This window comes from Phytobacter cepae, from assembly GCF_054165735.1.
Window position 1 is genome coordinate 2,674,887 of the sequence record NZ_CM135107.1, and the last position, 18,523, is coordinate 2,693,409.

An 18,523-nucleotide genomic window follows, 5' to 3' on the forward strand; every position below is an offset into this window, starting at 1 on the left:
GGACTCGGACAGCGCGGAACAACCGGAGCGTACTTGAAGTACGTGAGGATTGTGAGCACTGCCCAGGGCCAAAATGGCAAATAAAATAGCCTGTATTCAGGCTCTTAAATCTTCGCTCCGGCGCGTTTGAGATCGGCGAGTGTGCCGGCCTGCGCTTGCGCCATCGCCTCTTTCGCGGAGAGCTGCCCGGAGGCAATCAGCGCAATGGCCTTGTTCAGTTGCTGATCCACCTGCGGATAGAACTCTACGGTGCGGTACTTCATGTAACCGCCCTTGCCTGCCTGGTCGATGGCATCGATGGACAACTGCGCCAGATCGACGCCGTTGATGACCTGTTTGCTGCGAAACACCTGCGAATCGATATCCGTGCGCCTGGTCGGCGAACCGTATCCGGCGGCCAGCGCACGGGCGGTCATCTGCTTTGAGAGCGACCACTGAATAAAGGCCCAGGCCGCTTCTTTGTTTTTCGAACCGGCCGGAATACCCAGCGCATGGGTTGCCATACCGGGGAACGCCCCTTTCGGCCCGCTGACCATCGGCCCGAAGTGCGCCGTTTTCAGGGTGCGCGAGGTCTGCGCATTGCCAAGCTGCGCCAGATAGGTCTGGCTGGCATCGGAGAAATTCACTTTGCCCTGCTTCAGCGCCTGCAATGACTGGTCAGCGGTATAGGTGATGCCACCGTTGGGGCCGAAATCGCGGATCAGGCGAGCAAAATAGTCCGCCGCCTGCACCGCTTCCGGGGTATCGAGCGTCGGGAAGAGATCGTCCGGCGGCGTGCGGAACACGTTGCCGCCAAAAGCCTGCAGATAGGGAATAAAAGTCCAGCCGTAGTGGTTGTCGGTCACATACCCGGCCACACGCTCTTTTTTGTTTACCGCCTGCAACACCTTCACCAGGTCGTCGGTGGTTTTCGGGAACTCTAGCCCGGCCTGCTGAATAAGATCATAGCGCGACGACCCCGCCAGCATGGCTTCCACCACGTAAGGAATGCCGTACAGCTTGCCGTCGCGCCCGGTTTCTGCCGCCAGGGTAGCGGGCAAAAAGTCCTGCAATCCCCAGTCTGCCGGGGTCAGGTTCGGGTTGGTGATGTACTCATCGAGCGGCGTCAGCCACCCTGCGTTGATCCAGCGGCTGGTGTAGATAAAGGTGACGTTGACCACGTCATAGGCCGACCCGCGCGTCGACAGTTCGAGGTCGGCGCGCTGGTTGTAGACCGGGAACGCGGGGGTGTCGAGCTGCACCTTTGCCCCGGTCAGGGCTTCAAACTCCGGCAGCCACTGGCGAATCAACTGCGGCCAGGCGGTGCTGAAAGTGGAGACGTTAAGCGTGACGCCGTCGTACTTGCGCGCCACGTTTGCGCCACGCGCGATGGCCGGGATCATGCTGTAGACCCCGAACGCCGCCATGGCTTTGAGTAAATCACGACGCTGCATAGTTCACTTCCCTGTCCTGGTTTTCGGAGCCGGAGCCGTTGGCGGCATCCTGCGGGCGGGCCACGGTGCGGCTGCGGCTGCCGTCAATGCCAACGGCCTGCTCGCCTTCGATGGTGACGCGGCGCACGAGGCGCGGCTGGTCGCCGTAGTCGTTGACGGCGTAATGCTGGGTGCTGCGGTTATCCCATATCACCACGTCGTCCTGTTGCCAGTTCCAGCGCACGGTATTTTCGAGGCGGATAATGCGGTTTTGCAGTAATTCAAAAAGCTGCGCCGATTCGCGACTGCTGAAGCCGACGATTTTTTTCACAAAATGGCCGAGTAATAACGCCCGCTCGCCCGTGACCGGGTGAACATGCACCACCGGGTGTTCGGCTTCCCATACGGATGAGACGAAGACTTTTTTATGGTGATTAAGGCGATGCTCTTCGGTGACAATACGTTCCGCCCCGTAGTCGTAGTTATTACTGTGAACCGCACGCAGCGAGCCGACGAATTGTTTTAAGGATTCCGGCAGTTGTTCGTAGGCTAATACGGTATTGGCCCAGACGGTGTCGCCGCCATATTCCGGGATGGTGACGCCGCGCAAAATGGATATTTTCGGGAAGGCGTCAACAAAGGTGACGTCGGTGTGCCAGGAGTCCGCCCTGCCACCCCCTTTTGAGGCATCCAGTTCGAACAGTTTGGTGCCCGCAGGCGCTGGCACCGTGGGGTGCGCCACGATTTTACCCAGACGCGCACCAAAGGCCTGATGGGCCTCATCCGTTAAATGACTCTGTTTGCGGAAGAATAAAACCTTATATTTTACGAGTGCATTTTCTATTTGCTGAATATGGTTATCATCGAGTTCCGCTGAGAGCGAAATATTGCGCACTTCCGCGCCGATGTTGCCCGCGACGGGGCGAATATCCAGTAAATCCGTATTGAGACGGGCAATGTTGCCTGATGCGGTCATGGTTGTTTTCCTTCAAAATTGTCCGGAAAACCACTCTAGTAATAAACCTTACGCGAATAAAAAGACTATTTGGTAATAAATATAGTAAGCGCTTTTGACTAAGCTAAGTTGAAAAATGGGATTAGAAAGATGACTGGTGGAATATGTTGCATTAATAGCGTGATTAAGGGAAATGGTTTTTGATCGCGGTCAGATTATGAGGGAATTGTGTTGTGGGGGGGATGAAAGCAATTAGCTTGTTAGCGCGAATTTTAGTGCTGCGGATATATTCCCCCTGGTCGTGACGGTATTAATGAATTTCGAATACGTTATATTTATCGGGTATATAAATTAACGTTGCTTTCCAGAGAATGTAAAACCGTTCGGCTGTTGCGTTGCAGTTTTGCGAGCCTGCTTCCAGGAATGCAGCTTGTCACTCCATTGATATCATTGTATCTTTTCGCCGCGCCTGCAAAATCAGGCGCCGGGATTGGAACCCTGGACAACCTTATCGATGACATGAAGTCTCTTTGTGTCGTACGCTTTGCTACACCTCAATGGTGGGCTGGGCGGGGGCATCGCAAGATGCGCCGGTTTCGATAAGGCCGGTAGTTCCAACCTCGCTCAGTCCATCGCCATGAGATTGGAACCTCTGTCGGTGGAATTCAAAAAACACTTATCGAGGCTGCCAATATGGCTACTACCCTAACCCCTGTACAAACGTTATTAACCCTGCCCTTTAACTACGCCACCGATTTCATCGAACTGGCCGACAACTGCGAACGCTTTGTTGAAATGCTGGTCGAGTCTGACGATCCCGCTGAAAAGCTCGCCCTTTGTGGTCGCCTGTCCGCTTGCCTCTCTATATTGAAACAAACACTGTATGAACCTGTGCCAGAGCATCTGCGCGATTATTTGACGATAGATTCATTCCCCACCCGCTTACCAGAGTTCAACCCCGAGAGCGATGCGCTCTGCCGTTACTGTGAAGAACTCGCCCAATTGACGATGCAAAACTCGCTAACTGCACAGCAAAGAAGAGTAATTGAGGATTTGCTGTTTGAACTGGTGGGATATTTTAGTGACAGGCTTAAAGCGCCGAGGTGGATGAGGACGGTGGAGGGTGTGGTGGTGATAGAGGGATGAGATTGGTTTTTTAGGTTAGGATTTGCCCCTCTCTTCCTGAGCGGGAGGGGTTTAATGCCAAAATAGTTTAATTTTTAAGTTAGAATAATTTACTCCAACTAAACTAATCATACAGCCTCACTAAGATGTTAATGTCCACATCATAAAATTAGATAATTCAAAAACTAGTTTTAATTCGTATCGGTTTTACTCTGTGCTTTCACGACATGCTTATATTTCATACGATAAAACTAAAGCCCTACCAATTGGCATAAGCTGATTATTCTTCAAATTGACACCTATTTACATATGACAGTATGAAAAAACCGTTTTACCTCTAACTCTATTCGAATAATCTTATGTTTAGCGCAGCCATGTACTTATCAATGTTTTCAACTATCTCCCGACAAGCTCTAGCAAACACTCCATTAAATGTTGGATTATCAAAGTGATTGAGTGACTCAAAGGTTTTCTTTCTTTTGTCACTAAATGTAAAATTTACGATTGACCAAGGATATCGATCGTGTAAAATTTTCTATGTAAAAACACAATACATTGAGAGCGGTAGCTTTTAATGAACATTAGACTCTTTATTGACACTGTTTTGCGCCTCCCACTTGGGAGTGTGTTTTATGAACTAAATCACAGTGTACATTTGTCATGGTTAACATTAAGGATTTTCATGAAGGAAGAGACCAACTCAGTTTTCGAACATGCATGGAAGTACTTTGAGCTGCATTCTCAGCAAAGGATGGTTGTTTTCAATTTCTATATAGCAATCATTGGATTGCTTGCTGCAGGCAGCGGGATTTGTCTCCAGCAGGGTGGTAAATATATTTATCTTACGTCTTCGCTTGGAGCCTTCATTATATTTATTACGTTTATCTTTTATAAGCTAGATGCCAGAGTATCTTTTTTAATAAAAAACTCAGAGCAAGCCTTGATATATATTGAAAGTCATTTCAGCAGCCAAAATTTAAAAATCTTCACTGCCGATGAAAACAATAAAAACATTAATACAAACTTGTTCAGCATGTTTTCATATGGAAGATGTTTCCGCATTTCATTCTATATAATAGCTAATATTGGTTTTCTACTTTTCCTTGCCCCGTTAGTGCTAATAACATTCATTTAGAATGATGAATTCAATTTATTATTGATAACACCGCAAGTTTACATTTTTTCAATTAAAAACTTTCCAATTTCACCAAATCATTTATCAATTGTAGGATATTGAAATGAGAAGATACGAGCAGTTAAAAAAATTCGATTTAAGGACGCGAAATAAAATAAGAGCTATATTAAGTGATAAGGAAGGCAATGTTATATCACAGTTGATAGCATTGAGCTCTACGCTAGGTGTATCTCAAGCCGCAACACTTGATCAGATTTTGAAAACTTCATTACTAACTAAAGCTTTTAAAACACCAACTCTTTTCCCAAAGAAAGCACCGTTTTCAGATACACTTCAAGCTCATCATGAGAATAGCTTAGAAGAAATACTTTCTGTAATAGAAAAAAATACAAGCAAAAACATTGAACGCTTAAGAAACCTGACAACTGCTCTCAATACAATTGATAGAATGTATGCTGAAGGGGAAATAGAGGATTGTATTGGGTTAATTGCCAGTACGATTGAAACAAGTGGCTGGAGTCATGCTCTTCTTCGGAGAATAATACTAATAAGAGAGAATCAAACTACGGATAAGATCACGGAAAAAATTGAAGGCCTTGTTTTGAGTTCTGGGATTAAAGGCGTAGTTGTATCATCCCTAATTCATACTTTCTCACATGACCAAAATGTTTTGATGAGCAAAAGATCCATTTTAAACATTATTGATCGTGGTTCTATAAACCGCTACACTCGAACATTATCAAAATTAAGCGTTCAACCATTTGCGTCCTCAGCAGAGGATTTAAAAGATTATCTAAAAGAAGTTCTTAAATGCTCCTTAGTTGATGCGATAATTTTAACAAAATTTAACAATCACCTTTTAAACTTAAACCATTATCCAGCAACTTCCGAAATATGTAATATTCTTGGGTGTTGTGATAATATTGAAGCATTGATTAGTACTTATGATTTATCCTCAAGTGAAGGTGAATATATCTTCTATAAACAATCAAGTGCATGGTTGGAGTATGATCAAATTCGTTGCTATCGCGTCGTCATAGACAGTTATTACGATTCATCTCAGGAAAAAAACGCCATCATTCCGGTTGAATTTAAAGAAACAGTAATCAATTGGGCAGGGAATCCTAGTCTTAAAGATTTAGCTTGCGGTTCAATATTTACAAAACATAATATCATAGCCCTACAGAAATTAGAGGTTTCAGGTCATGTTACAAGATCTGCTCTTTTTAACTATTGGCTTACAGAATCAGAGGGTGAAGTTGGATTTGATAAAGAGGATTTATTTTCCCTTATGGGCTTAACTAGAGATCTGGCTCGAACAATACCTATAAAAGCTGTAAGGACTGCAGCTAAATTAGCCAAAGACAAACTCGTAAAATTAATTTTATTACTATTATTAGCAAAACGAAGCAAGAATGAACTTGATAGTTTTCATTTACGAAAACTATTAGAGGAGGTAACTGTTAAACACTACAATGGTTCATTAGTTGAACTTGTAAAGGCATATGAGGTGTCTCACCCCTACATAGCAGAATATATTTATGACATAGCAACAGAAGATTTCTTAGCAAAATTAACAACTCTTGCACCACATCTTTCTGACATCCCAGAGATTCGTGCATCCTTACACGAATGGATGGCAGGGTTTTCCAATGATGAATATTATCTACAACGTGCACGCGCTGTAAGAATTGATCATCAAATAAACAGAGTTAGAGATGAAATAGACGATCACAGAATATATGTTGATCCGATGAGGTTCACATCTTGGTTAGAAGACGAGATGATGCTTGAAATAAATAGTGCATTAGCATCAACAGGATCTGGCAAAAAAGGCATATCATTTACGTATGACGAAACTATACTCTCTATGGTAGTTAAGCAAAGTTACAATTCTTTCTGCTCCAATATTGTTTTTGGTATTGCGTCCTACATAGGCCGTAGGATTCGACATGGTACATTTCATGGACAAATGTATTCAAGTATAATAAATCAGTTGGAAATGTCAGACAAATATCAAAAGTTATTTTCGAACCATCAATTCGTAACTAAATGGGAATTTTGGAAAGAGACTTATAATGCTGCTGTAGAACAGATTATAGCAGAGAGGCTTCACGTATATTCAAAAACTAAACCCTATGGACTTTTAACACCAGAAGTATATTCACCAGCTAAGCAGGATGTGCTATCCTCAGCAATAGCTACTATAATTCATAACTATACTGAAACCACATCTACTGCTGACATTAGCCCTACAATCATTGACTACTGTTGGCGTTTAGCCGAACTGGATTTAACTGCAATTATACGTTTTTTGAAAGCGCAGCAGAAACCATTAAAGAATGAAGTTTTTTTTGATGCCGAATTAATGCCTATTGCAGTAACAATTAATAAACAACTTGCCGAAAATTTCCGCCGAGACTTAGAATATTCAATTGATAGGAAGTTATCTATTATGCTCGGATGGTTTAAAAGACCATCAATTGTAGCGCCTAAGGCATCTGTTGCATTACTTTTTGCTGCTACAGTTAAAGAAGTTAAAGATACTTACCCTGATTTTGATCCTAAAGATGCTGACCATAGCGTTGAGGATATTCAACTCGTTGGTAATTTCTATCATCTAATTTATGATGCTCTTGCTATTGTTGTTGGCAATGCTGCAAAACATTCTGACCCTACATACCCATTAAAACGTAAGTTTGAGATTATTCCAGGAAAAGAGAAACGACTTATAATAGAATTAGAATCAAGTATCAAATCAACAGATGACCCCCTTGAAATATCTAAAAATATTGAATTACGTAAAGCCGCTGATTACCATGATGCAAACATGTATGATAAAAAAAGTGGAATATCAAAATTACTTCTATTAGCTAACAACCAAAAAGATTTCGAGCTTGAACAATATGAAGTTGTGGGCAACGAAGTTAAAGTGAGGCTATCTTATGTTCTCGAACATTGAAAAAATAAATTGTTTGATAGTTGAAGACGACCAATTCAAAATGGAAGGTATTCGTTCTCACCTTCAATATATTTTCCATGATAGAATTGAAACATATGAATGTCAGTCTTTAGCCTCTGCGACTGCTTTATTGGCTATAACTAAATTTCACTTGGCAATTATTGATATGTCTATACACAGCCATGAACCTGAAGCCGGAGCTGGCTCTCCTTTTCCCCTGTCCTCCGGAGGACTAGACGTGTTATTTGAGGTTGACTATACCCAAAGCAAAACTCATTGCATTATCCTTACGCAATACCCTGACATTGATATTGAAACCATACCAATCCCTGTCGAATTAGCTAAAATGGAGATTTTGGACAAATTTAATATTGAAGTTGCTGGGTGCGTGCGTTATTTAGAAAATGATAATGACTGGAAAAATGATCTTATTTCTATTTTGGATAAACTATGAAAATATTAGTATTAGAAGATGAGGATAATAAATTCATCCAAATCGAAACTTATGTTAGGGAAATAATAAATGACGTTACTATTCAGCGAGTTGAGAACTGGTTAGACTATACTAAAACTATCAGCACTAGTAAATTTGATCTAATCCTTCTCGATTTAATCGTACCACGTTCCTCTAGGGATAAAACAGTTGAGGACCATTCTTCCATACTTGTTGAAACCACAAGAGCTTTCGATAGTAAATCATTCAAAACCCCGGCAATTGTGTTAACACAGCACAATCTTGATGATGGTGATTTTGTATTCGATCTTAATTTAGTAGATATCAACGTAATATCATTTAATGACCATGGTAAATGGCGTGATGCCTTAAAATTAAAACTTCTGTCAGCCCAACCGGAAAAGAAATATGACGTGGTTATTATATGTGCGCTGGAGAAAGAGGTTGCTGCGTATGAGGATATCATTGAAAATCTGGGGCCTTTGAAAACCATCTCTGGCTTACTTTGCCGAGAAGCTATGATCGACAAATTTAAAACAGCAATTGTTCGACCTACTCGCATGGGGTTAGTCTCATCTGCAGTTGCAGCTTCATTAGCATTAGAGAGATTTCAGCCGCGCCTGATTTGTATGAGTGGAATTTGCGGTGGGGTATCTGGTGAGTCAGAGATTTATGATGTATTAATCACTCAAACATGCCATCAACACGATGCTGGTAAATGGAGCAGTTCAGGCTTCAAGTCAGAACATTATGATGTTCAATTGGATGTTAAGGTTCATAATAAAATATCTGAAATTGCATCGAGTACATTTATTACCGACTTACAGTCAAACTTAAATCCGGCTACTTATGAATTTCCGAAAGGTAAAGAAAAAATTAGTTTTAAACTTATAACTGATGCAACAACAAGCAGTGGAAGTGCAGTGCTTGCTCAAGAAGGAAAAACTGAAACATTAGCGGTTGGGCAACGTAAGCTAAAGGGATTTGACATGGAAGTATATTCAATTTACGAGGCAGCCAGACACGCTATACCTCGTACTGTTTTTTTTGCAGCCAAATCCGTTGTTGACGATGGGGGGAGTAATAAAGGTGATACATTTCATAGAATTGGTAGCTTACTATCAGCAAAATTTATCTTAGCATCTATCAAAGCCGGTATTGCTGACATTTTGGAAGCGTGAATTATAATTAATTTCATTCATACTGCCAACTCTCAGTTTTTTCATGGAATGTGTCATTTAATTAACACCATGACACATTTCCAACCTTTGGACTTACATTTTTTTGTAATATAGATGTTCCTTTAGTCAAACCACTACAATATGCATTGCATATTGATAAAACTTCTGAAGCAAATACTTTCGATATTATTTATTGGGCTGATTCAGGGTTTTAAGTTTCTGACATGATACATGTCTTACCCTCAATTAAATTATCGTATATCTGATGGCTCGTTCTGAAGAGCATTAGTATATGCATCTCAAGTAAAATTAAAGTATACATTCCCTAAAAACGTCGACGACGAGTAATCACTAATTTGCTCAGGTAACGCGCTTCCTGAGCAATTTTCCCTTCCTACTCGCCCCTCCCCACCATCCTCACCTATACTCCTTCTCAACTCACCAAACCCAAAAGGCCCACTCCGTGCTCGCCAACATCCTCATTACCCTTGTCGCCATCATCCATCTCTACATCCTCGTGCTGGAAATGTTTTTGTGGGACACGAAAACAGGTCGTAAAGCCTTTAACCTCACCCCCGAGTTTGCGCGGGAGACGCGCGTGCTGGCGGCGAATCAGGGGCTGTATAATGGCTTCCTGGCGGCGGGTTTGCTGTGGGGGTTGTGGCTGGGTGAACGCGGTGTTCAGGTGTGCGTCTTTTTCTTAGCGTGCGTACTGGTGGCTGGCGTATTTGGTGCGGTAACGGCGAGTCGGAAGATTTTGTATGTTCAGGCGCTTCCGGCTCTGGTAGCGCTGGTTGCGCTGCTGGTCAGGTAAAAACGGGGCCGGCATCCTCGCCAGCCCCGTCTTTTTGAACATGTTCTCCCCTGCTACAAACGCATGCAAGCGCCAGAGGAGCCGTGCGATTTACAGGCTGTTACTGGCCTGGACCAGTTCGTTATAGGATTTTAAAACCTTCATCGGCGAACCTTCGACCATCCAGCCGCTGCCGGCGTCCATCATCATCTTATCGCCACGGCTGTAGGGTGTTTTATCGCGAATACGGCGCATCAAATTCTTGCTGTCTTTCAGGAAGGTCTCAGCGCGGCTCAGAACAATCGACCAGCCGATCGGTTTATCTTGCTCGTTGGCGGTAGAGGTCGTGGCTTCTGCCACCAGCGCGCCATAGGCGTCAATCGCTTTGGTGACGTCATTAATGTTCGGTGATTCTGCGTCAAACAGCATGGTCAGGTCTTTGCCCTGACTGACCAATGCCAGTCGATAGTAAGCGAGATGCCGCCCCTCGGTTTTCTCGATCTCGGCAAGCTGCGCGGCGTTAAGGGCACTCGACTCCTTCTCCAGTTCCGCACCGTACACGTCGCTGGCGCTCATAAAGGCTTTAAACGCCTTCATCAGCGGCTGATGCATCTCCTTGCCCTTCGCAAAGCCATCATCTTTGTAGTCTTCCTGGCTGTAATACTGATTCGCTTGCGAAACCAAAGGCGTCAGCGTCGTCAACTCAGCAAGGTATTTTGTCGCCGCGTCATCCAGGGCGGGCAAGGCAGGTTTAGCCTTCACGGCCTGGTTGATGGCTTTGGTACAGCTTTCCACTTTATAGGCCTGGATCTGGCCGAGGGTATTCACCTTACGCTCTTTACCCGTCGGCCCCGTTGCCACGTTATCAATCCAGCTGACGTACCGCTCTGCGCTGTCGCGCACGCTGCCATCCGCGTGGTTGAAGCATTCGATGTAATAGTTCACCTTAGCGGTGAGCAGCGCGGTAGGGTCTTCTGCCACCGGTTTCTCACTCGCCGCCGCCACAGGTTGGCTCTTTGGCGCGTCGGGGTTGGGGCTAGTTTTGGTCGTGGTTTTAGTGTCGTTGTTGTCGCAGGCCGCCAGAGGCAAACAGAGTAACGTTGCCACAATGGCGGGGACTACACTGCTGGTCGCTTTTTTAAACACAGTCGTTCCTTGTAAACATCATTTTTAAAAGGGTTGCAGCTCACCCCCGTGGCGTGACCACGAAGGGTGAACTATCGGTTACGCGTCGGGTTGAGCTACAGTTTCAGGTTGTGCGGCTTGCGCGCGTACTGTCTGATGGCGATGCCAGTACCAGGCCAGCACTTCCTTAAATCGCTCAATCTCTTTTTTCAGACCCGGCAGGCGAATTTCACTGCGTTTTTTGCCGTGGGCGTTCGGTTGCTCGTGCTGCACATACAAAATGTCCCGGCCAAAGTTACGAATAACATTGATATTTTTGACGTTATCCCAGTCCAGCAGCTCGCCCGTTTTCGGCGTTACAATCCCCTGCCAGGTGATTTCGACCTGCGAACCGTCCTTCAGCGTAAAGGGGACATTGGGGAAATACTTCATGACCAGCGCGGTCTCTGCTTCGCCCGTGGGCTGGTAGCGCCACGCCAGGCTCTCTTCATGTGAAGAGGAGAAATCACGTTCGTATTTCTGCCACAGCTGCTGTTCAATGTTGTCGGCCACCGGCATCAAATCGACCCAGCTCTCGGCAGGGCGTTCGGCTGCCATCGCGGCATACGCGCTTTCTTCGACCGCGAAGCCCACGTTGCGCATTCTCTCGGTGAGAGGCGGGTGTGAATCAAAGGGATGAGGTACGTTCTGTTCACGCATCATGTGAACAAAATCCGGTGAACCCACATGCGCAGGCAGACCGGCGGCGATCGCTTTACTGATCCCCAGTTCGCTCTCGTGCAGCACATTGTTTTCAAAAAGAGTGCGCTCAACCTGATTGCGATAGCTTGCGTAGGCTGAAATTTTAATCAGCGACTCGATAATCGCAGCGGGTGAAATGAGCGCCGAGGCATTGCGATCGGCCACGAACTCACGTTCACGACTGTTGCGCTGCCAGGCCAGTTCAAACAGCATGCGGTACAAATAGAGCGGATAATAAACCACAATCGTGGCCAGGTTCTCGCTCATCAGGGCGGTGTAAAGATCAAAACGGTGCAGCTTCGGCCCCAGTAATGCACTCGACGCCGTGTCCCCTTCATGCAGGTGCGTCAGTTCATGCACCATCACGCCATCGGCCTGAGCAAGCGTCAACTGACGCAGCAGCGGAATACTCACATAGAGCTTGCGGCCCGTTAACAGGTGCTCATTAACGCGCAGCGGGGCTTCCGTTACATAGAAGTTGGTGTCGATACCGGCAATGATGTGGTCCGGCGGCGTTGTGCCTACTTTCTCGGCCAACGCATCAATCCGTGACCAGAGCTCAGGGGCAGCGTCGCGACTCACCACTTCACCCTCGATACTCTCTTCAGGCGGAAGCTTTCTGAAGATGCCTTTGATCATGTAGTAGACACCGGCCAGCACCAGCAGGCCGACGGCGATAACCAGTTTCGGGTAGTAAGTCTGGGTGAAGAAGGCGGTTCCCCAGAACGAGAGCCACACCAGCATCGCGCCCTGCACAATGACTTCAAGGGAACCGGCGAACATCAGGAAAGGACGCGCCAGCGACAGGCTTAACAGCTGGCTGCGGCGGTCTTTAAAGGCCAGCGCGCTCAGTAACACCACCAACAGCAAAATGACAACGCCGGCAATCAGGGTCCAGAAGGCGACTTTATCCATCATGTAGAACTGCCAGAGTTCAGAATTCTGCGAGCAGACGGCCGCTTTGTAGTCGAGCAGATCGTCGTCAACCGGGCCACAGACGCTTGAAGGCGGGTTCTGTTGCAAAAACGCGGAGAGTTTATCGACATCCTGATGCTGTTTTTGAGCATCCTCAATAAAGAACTGCGTGTATTCCTCATTGAGCGATTTATTCCCGTACTCAGCAAAGACTAATGTGATTGCTGGCAGAAGGAACAGGGTTAACAGAAGCCAAAAAAATACCTTCGTGTAACCCATCTTTAATTCCGTTATGTTTTTCAAAATTATTAACTCATCCGATGTTTGTCATGGGGAAAACAGCGTTTGCGAAATTTGCCAAAAGGCGATTGCTGTAAAATTTAAAGAGGCAAGCACACTCTCGCTAAGCTTACACTATCTTACAAATAGTCAGCGAATTGTAAACCTACCTTTGTTAGTAATAGAAAACGCGAAATGACGTTTAACGAGAATTTCAGTTTGGGATGGGCAGGCCAACGAAAGCTCTCATTTACCCATTCGGTCAGCTTCTTCTTAATGCCATGAAATAATTACGATTTTATCGAAAATTACGTCATGGTAATTCCCCATCTGAATTATACGTTTTGTTATAAAAAAACAAGTATGCCGAAATTATGCTTTTTGCGCCGATCACACAACCGATGTGCAATAGGATAATTCGCATTTTGGTCAGTGGTAATATTTTACCCACAATGAATATAAGGTGCTGCCTTTATTCTTATAGCCATTATTTATGTGGTTTTTGATGTGATGATGCCTCCTTGCTGAATCTTTATTTAGACTCTACTCTATTCCCCCTGCATTTTTAAAAAATGGAAATAACAACACGAGGAGTTCACCATGAAATTAAATGCCCTGGCTAAACTGTCCGCCGCTATATTCTTTACCGCAGCGCTGGGTTGTAGCGTAAATGTGGCGTCTGCCGCCGACGCTAAACCGGCGGCCCAAACCGCCAACGCGACTGAAACACTCTCGCTGCTGGATGGCAAACTGGACTTCAAATTACAGGGCTATGAGGTTCACCCTGTTCCGGGTGGCGCACCGGGCAAAATGTACGTGAATAAACAGGCTAAGCGTGTGCTCATTATTGGTGAAGATGAGATTCCGCTGGCGGCCCGTGGCGCCAGTGAAGCAGATTTCCTCGAGGGCATGAAGTCCATCAAAGACCAGCAGAAACAATCTTCTCCGTCTTACAACGTGGTCAGTGAAAAAACGGAAGACGTGAAGGGTCTGAAGGTTTATCACATCGAAGCGACCAGCAAAATGGACGGTACCGATGTGTATCAGGCAACCTTAATTGCGGCTGCCAACAACAAGTTCAGCGTGATTCAGGTGATTTCGAACCAGAAAGATAAACCGGGTCATGTCGCCGCGGTGAACAATATTCTCGGGAAGTAAGATTGGGTTGAAGTGGTGGGGGGAGTTTATGCGCCGTTTGTTTCCCCTCACCCGGCCTTCTCTCCAGAGGCTCTGGGATCCCCAGTAATATTACGTTTACAGCGATAACACTGCGCCATGAGAACACAACAGCTAAAGCGATGACTGGGTCCGGCTGAAAATCGACGAAGCGTATCCGCAAGGCCGGGGGAACCCGCAGGGATGCGGGTTCAGGGCGCGCGTTGCAGGGACGCTGCATCGCGCCCGACCCGATAAGCCTGAAGGAATACGCTAAGTGGACCGCGCCAGCGGCGATTTTCCTGGCCGGGAGCCCGGGTCGCCAGGGTGGTGGCGGTGAGCCACCCTGGCACGTTCACGGGTTCTGTCGCTACAGAAAAGCAAGGAACATAAGGTGAACGGAATGGCCATCAGAGCTGCATTTTCCCCCTCACCCTAACCCTCTCCCCGGTGGGGCGAGGGAACTGTCCGAGCTCCTATTATTATGTGGAGATCACTCAGCTCCCGAGGAGCAAATGAACTTACTGTAAAAATAGTAGCCCTCACCTTTTCCCATTTTAATGCTTTGATTTTACTGTTACGGTTGTTGTCTCACTGAGAACCCCATGCTGCCAGAAACAGGTGAAAACAATGCCGGACGTACTCAAAGAGACTGATATCAACACCGTCGCTCAGAAACTCAATGCTATCGCCCAAACCGGGCTAACGTATTCAAAAGATGTGTTCGATAAGGAGCGGTATGAAACCCTCCGTCAAATCGCAGAATACCTGCTTCTCTCCCGTTTCGACATCGATTCCGAAACCTTAAACCCCATCTCTGAATCCGGTTATGCCACACCAAAGACCGACGTTCGTGCCTTTATCATTCGTGATGGCAAACTGCTGATGGTGAAAGAAGCGGACGAGGGTAAGTGGAGTTTACCCGGCGGTTGGGCCGATGTAGGCGACACCCCGTCTGCGGCCGTCTGCCGCGAGGTACTTGAAGAGACCGGGCTGGAAGTGAAAGCCACCAAGCTGCTGGGCGTGTGGGATCGTAATCTGCATGGCCATCCTCCCCTGCCCTGGCATGTTTATAAACTCATCTTTCTGTGTGAGGAAACCGGCGGCAGTCTGGCAATTAGCCATGAGTCCACCGATATCGGTTTCTTCGCCCTTAACGATCTGCCAGCGCTGTCGCTGACGCGTATCGTGCCCGAAGAACTGTTGGTCAGCATGGAGATTGCCACCTCCGAACGCCCGACATACTTCGATTGATCCACCGGTATTGTTACCCACCGCCAATTGCCAACACGCTTGCCCCGTACGTGCTGCGGAATCCCCAATGATATTACGTCTTGCAGCGATAACACTGTGTAATGAGAATAGAACAATCACCGCGATGACAGGGTCCGGCTGAAAATCGACGAAGCGTATCCGTAAGGCCGGGGCGACGCGCAGGGATGCGCGGCGAGGGCGACTTTACACGGACGTTACCTTCGCCCGTCCCCGATAAGCCTGAAGGCATACGCTGAGTGGACCGCGCCAGCGGCGATTTTCCTGGCCGGGAGCCCGGGTCGCCAGGGTGGTGGCGATGAGCCACCCTGGCACGTTCACGGGTTCTGTCGCTACAGAAAAGCAAGGAACATAAGGTGAACGGAATGACCCTCAACGCCGCATTTTCCCCCTCACCCTAACCCTCTCCCCGGTGGGGCGAGGGTACTGTTCGTGCACGCATTTTTTCTGGGGATCCCTCAGCCGTACGTGGGTGCCGGTTGCCCGGCACCTCCCGACTCTGGCACGCTAGACCTCAAGCGTGCCTTCCATGGTCATCACGCACTTGCCCCCTACCCGCACCACCGGCGAGCCTGACGCAGCATCGAACGCGGACCAGAGCATGCTGGCCCGCCCCATATCCACCCCCTGGCTTACGCGCAGCGAAAGGGTTGTTTTACCCTGGAGGGAAGCCAGCAGCGCCGTCATCGCCGCAGTCGCACTGCCCGTGGCCGGATCTTCGGTCATACGTGGCGTAAACATCCGCGCCTGCACATCGCACTGGTCATCAGCGGCCGTGTCCAGGGTGTAGGCGTAAATGGAGACCGCGCCATCCAGCGGCAGGATTGCCCGAAAGCCCTGTAAATTTGGCACGCAGCGGCGAAGCGCTTCGCGGGAGTCCAGTTCGACCACCAGAAACGGTAGCCCCACCGAGACGACCTGCGGCGGGTGGGCCTGGGTGTTAACCTGATGTGCGTCGAGAGAGAGACAGGCTGCAACCTGCTCCGGGCTGACCTGCGAGCGGCGGGACAGCGCTTCCGGCACCCGCAGTTCGGCCCCTGTTGTCACCCCGTGCTCGTCGATCAGCCTGACCGGCACCAGGCCCGCCCCTTCCTCGAACAGCAAGGTCTCGGGCAAGCGCTCACCACGTGCTGCGGCGTAACGCGCCAGAACAAACGCCGTACCCACATTAGGATGCCCGGCAAACGGGATCTCCCGCGTCGGGGTAAAAATCCTCACCCATGCGGTGTGCGCCGGCGCCTCAGGCGGCAGCACGAACGTGGTTTCACTGTAGCCAAATTCCGCCGCTATCTGCTGCATCTGCGCGGGGTTGAGCCCTTCGGCATCGAGTACCACCGCAACCGGGTTGCCAAGAAAGGGGGTATCGGTAAAAACATCTGCAACGACATAACGTCTTTTCATTGTTTACCCTGCATTACCTGAAAAAATCATCGACGTCATCCGTCCAGTCGTGGCCGAAGAGCGACCAGACCTCATTGCCCGCTGGCGGGAATCCGGTGCGGCAGTAGCCATTTTTGGTGTCGAAATTAAAGACACCGTGTGGGTATCCGTTAATCAACAGCACGCATTTTTTGTTGTCTTCGGACCAGCCGATTTTGACATCCGATGGGATCTTTCCGTCTGACACATCGTCTGCGTTGTAAATATGCAGCGCATCCTGAATCGGGTTTCCTTCCGCGTTTTCAATCAGCGCGTAGAAATAGCCGGTCTCACCATCGTCTTCAAAAACGGCCGCACATGGCCCTTCTGGTGCCAGGCTTTCGATGACCTGCGCCTCACCGACAATGAGCTGCGCCTGAGCGGTAACGAATACTGTCATTTTTCTCTCCCTTTAACCGTGGTTTGCAGGCTTCACTATACAGCACGGAAAAGACCTGGCGACCTATAAGAACGGGTGGGAGGCTGCGCCCTTACAGCCTCTCCACCAGCGTTTTTATCTGCGTAATCAACTGCGTTTTTTCCTCTTGCGCTTCTCCGCCCAGCGGCCAGGTGGACTGGCGAACCACCAGGCGCGTCGGCAGTAGCTCACGGATCCGCATCTGCGGCGCGGCAATCTGCTGGATGAGCAACTCCACGGCGCGCTTGCCCAGCTTGTTGAAATCCTGCGCCACGGTCGTCAGCGGCGGCTGAAAATAGAGGCTGTCTGCGGTATCGTCATAACCGGTCACCGAGACCGCCCGGCTCCCGGTGCGATTAAGCTGGGCGAGCGCGCTCAGCACCCCCAGCGCCATCTGGTCGTTGGCCACCACAATCGCGCTGATCTTCGGGTACTGGTGTAACAGCTCAAAGGCCTTGTGCCAGCCGCTGGCTGCACTCCAGTCACCAAACACCGTCACCGCATTGCTCACCCCGTGGCGATGCAAGGCTTCACGCCAGCTACTCAAGCGCATGCGCGCCGAAACCGAACTCTCCGGCCCGGCCAGCAAACCAAACTCGCGATGGCCCAGTTCCCAAAGGTGGGTGACGCAGGCGCCACAGCCATCAAGGTGGTCGAAACGCACGCAGGAGACATCGGTTTCCGGCGAGATGTCTAAAAACAGACAGCAGATGTCCGGGTTCTCACTCACCAGTTTTTCCGCAATGCTCCCTTCCAGCGGCAGATTAACTATCGCACCGCGAATATTCTGCGCCCGAAATTCATTCAACCGGGCCTGCAATGCGCTGTAGTCCGCCGTGGCAGGCATCGCGATGGCGACTTCCAGCTCGTGCGCACTGGCGTGGCTTTTGATGGCGGCAGCAATTTGTGAAGGGGCATGCAGCGTCAATGAGGCAGTAATCAACCCAATGGACGGCGCAGACTTTCCTGCCAGCAGTTGGGCCGAGCGGTTGGGTACATAGTGCAGTGCCTGCATCGCACGGATGACTTTCTCCCGGGTGCGTTCCGCCACGACCTCAGGTTTATTTAGCACACGAGACACGGTCTGCTCCGAGACGCCCGCTTCACTCGCCACATCTTCCAGTGTTGCCGTACGGCGTTGCATCACCTTCTCCTTAACGTTGTAATAACAATGTCGCTCGC

15 protein-coding genes are annotated in these 18,523 nt (G+C 48.3%); 8 read left to right on the forward strand and 7 right to left on the reverse strand.

The window, feature by feature from the left end:
* Positions 1–104: 104 nt before the first annotated feature.
* Positions 105–1,433: an ABC transporter substrate-binding protein gene (locus ACUY4Q_RS12430; RefSeq protein WP_458043076.1), complete on the reverse strand. Its 1,329-nt coding sequence runs from the start codon at positions 1,431–1,433 to the stop codon at positions 105–107.
* Positions 1,420–2,388, reverse strand: coding sequence for a TauD/TfdA dioxygenase family protein (locus ACUY4Q_RS12435; protein WP_458043077.1), 969 nt, complete (start codon positions 2,386–2,388; stop codon positions 1,420–1,422). The genes ACUY4Q_RS12430 and ACUY4Q_RS12435 overlap by 14 nt, the downstream gene beginning before the upstream one ends.
* A 672-nt stretch (positions 2,389–3,060) precedes the next feature.
* Here ACUY4Q_RS12435 and ACUY4Q_RS12440 point away from each other — a divergent pair.
* The 6 genes from ACUY4Q_RS12440 (at position 3,061) to ACUY4Q_RS12465 (ending at position 10,038) form a co-directional block, all read left to right on the forward strand.
* Positions 3,061–3,513 carry a hypothetical protein gene (locus ACUY4Q_RS12440; protein ID WP_458043078.1) on the forward strand — a complete coding sequence of 151 codons (453 nt, stop codon included), beginning with the start codon at positions 3,061–3,063 and terminating at the stop codon, positions 3,511–3,513.
* Between the two features lie 661 nt (positions 3,514–4,174).
* A complete protein-coding gene (locus tag ACUY4Q_RS12445; RefSeq protein ID WP_458043079.1) occupies positions 4,175–4,627 on the forward strand; it encodes a hypothetical protein in 453 nt (150 codons plus the stop codon).
* A 103-nt stretch (positions 4,628–4,730) separates the two neighbouring features.
* Positions 4,731–7,589 carry a hypothetical protein gene (locus ACUY4Q_RS12450; protein ID WP_458043080.1) on the forward strand — a complete coding sequence of 953 codons (2,859 nt, stop codon included), beginning with the start codon at positions 4,731–4,733 and terminating at the stop codon, positions 7,587–7,589.
* Positions 7,573–8,043, forward strand: coding sequence for a hypothetical protein (locus ACUY4Q_RS12455; protein ID WP_458043081.1), 471 nt, complete (start codon positions 7,573–7,575; stop codon positions 8,041–8,043). The genes ACUY4Q_RS12450 and ACUY4Q_RS12455 overlap by 17 nt, the downstream gene beginning before the upstream one ends.
* Complete coding sequence (locus ACUY4Q_RS12460) at positions 8,040–9,224, forward strand: phosphorylase family protein (RefSeq protein WP_458043082.1); 1,185 nt, start codon at positions 8,040–8,042, stop codon at positions 9,222–9,224. The genes ACUY4Q_RS12455 and ACUY4Q_RS12460 overlap by 4 nt, the downstream gene beginning before the upstream one ends.
* A gap of 463 nt (positions 9,225–9,687) precedes the next feature.
* The gene (locus tag ACUY4Q_RS12465; protein WP_458043083.1) at positions 9,688–10,038 is read left to right on the forward strand and encodes a DUF1304 domain-containing protein; all 351 of its coding nucleotides are present in this window, start codon (positions 9,688–9,690) and stop codon (positions 10,036–10,038) included.
* Between the two features lie 90 nt (positions 10,039–10,128).
* Here the strand turns inward: ACUY4Q_RS12465 and ACUY4Q_RS12470 are convergent, their stop codons facing one another.
* Both ACUY4Q_RS12470 and ACUY4Q_RS12475 read right to left on the reverse strand, forming a co-directional pair.
* Positions 10,129–11,163, reverse strand: coding sequence for a YiiG family protein (locus ACUY4Q_RS12470; RefSeq protein ID WP_458043084.1), 1,035 nt, complete (start codon positions 11,161–11,163; stop codon positions 10,129–10,131).
* A 78-nt stretch (positions 11,164–11,241) separates the two neighbouring features.
* Entirely contained in the window at positions 11,242–13,077 is a 1,836-nt protein-coding gene (locus tag ACUY4Q_RS12475; RefSeq protein ID WP_458043085.1) for a M48 family metallopeptidase, read from the reverse strand.
* Positions 13,078–13,677: 600 nt separating this feature from the next.
* Here ACUY4Q_RS12475 and ACUY4Q_RS12480 point away from each other — a divergent pair.
* A complete protein-coding gene (locus tag ACUY4Q_RS12480; protein ID WP_458043086.1) occupies positions 13,678–14,235 on the forward strand; it encodes a DcrB/PsbP domain-containing protein in 558 nt (185 codons plus the stop codon).
* 627 nt (positions 14,236–14,862) lie between these two features.
* Positions 14,863–15,486 (forward strand): NUDIX hydrolase, encoded by a 624-nt coding sequence (locus ACUY4Q_RS12485; protein ID WP_458043087.1) that lies wholly within the window; start codon positions 14,863–14,865, stop codon positions 15,484–15,486.
* 525 nt (positions 15,487–16,011) lie between these two features.
* Here the strand turns inward: ACUY4Q_RS12485 and ACUY4Q_RS12490 are convergent.
* The 3 genes from ACUY4Q_RS12490 to ACUY4Q_RS12500 form a co-directional block, all read right to left on the reverse strand.
* Complete coding sequence (locus tag ACUY4Q_RS12490) at positions 16,012–16,905, reverse strand: PhzF family phenazine biosynthesis protein (protein WP_458043088.1); 894 nt, start codon at positions 16,903–16,905, stop codon at positions 16,012–16,014.
* 13 nt (positions 16,906–16,918) lie between these two features.
* Positions 16,919–17,323, reverse strand: coding sequence for a DUF2251 domain-containing protein (locus tag ACUY4Q_RS12495; RefSeq protein WP_458043089.1), 405 nt, complete (start codon positions 17,321–17,323; stop codon positions 16,919–16,921).
* A gap of 91 nt (positions 17,324–17,414) precedes the next feature.
* Positions 17,415–18,485, reverse strand: a complete 1,071-nt coding sequence (locus tag ACUY4Q_RS12500; protein WP_458043090.1) for a LacI family DNA-binding transcriptional regulator — start codon at positions 18,483–18,485, stop codon at positions 17,415–17,417.
* Between the last annotated feature and the right edge of the window lie 38 nt (positions 18,486–18,523).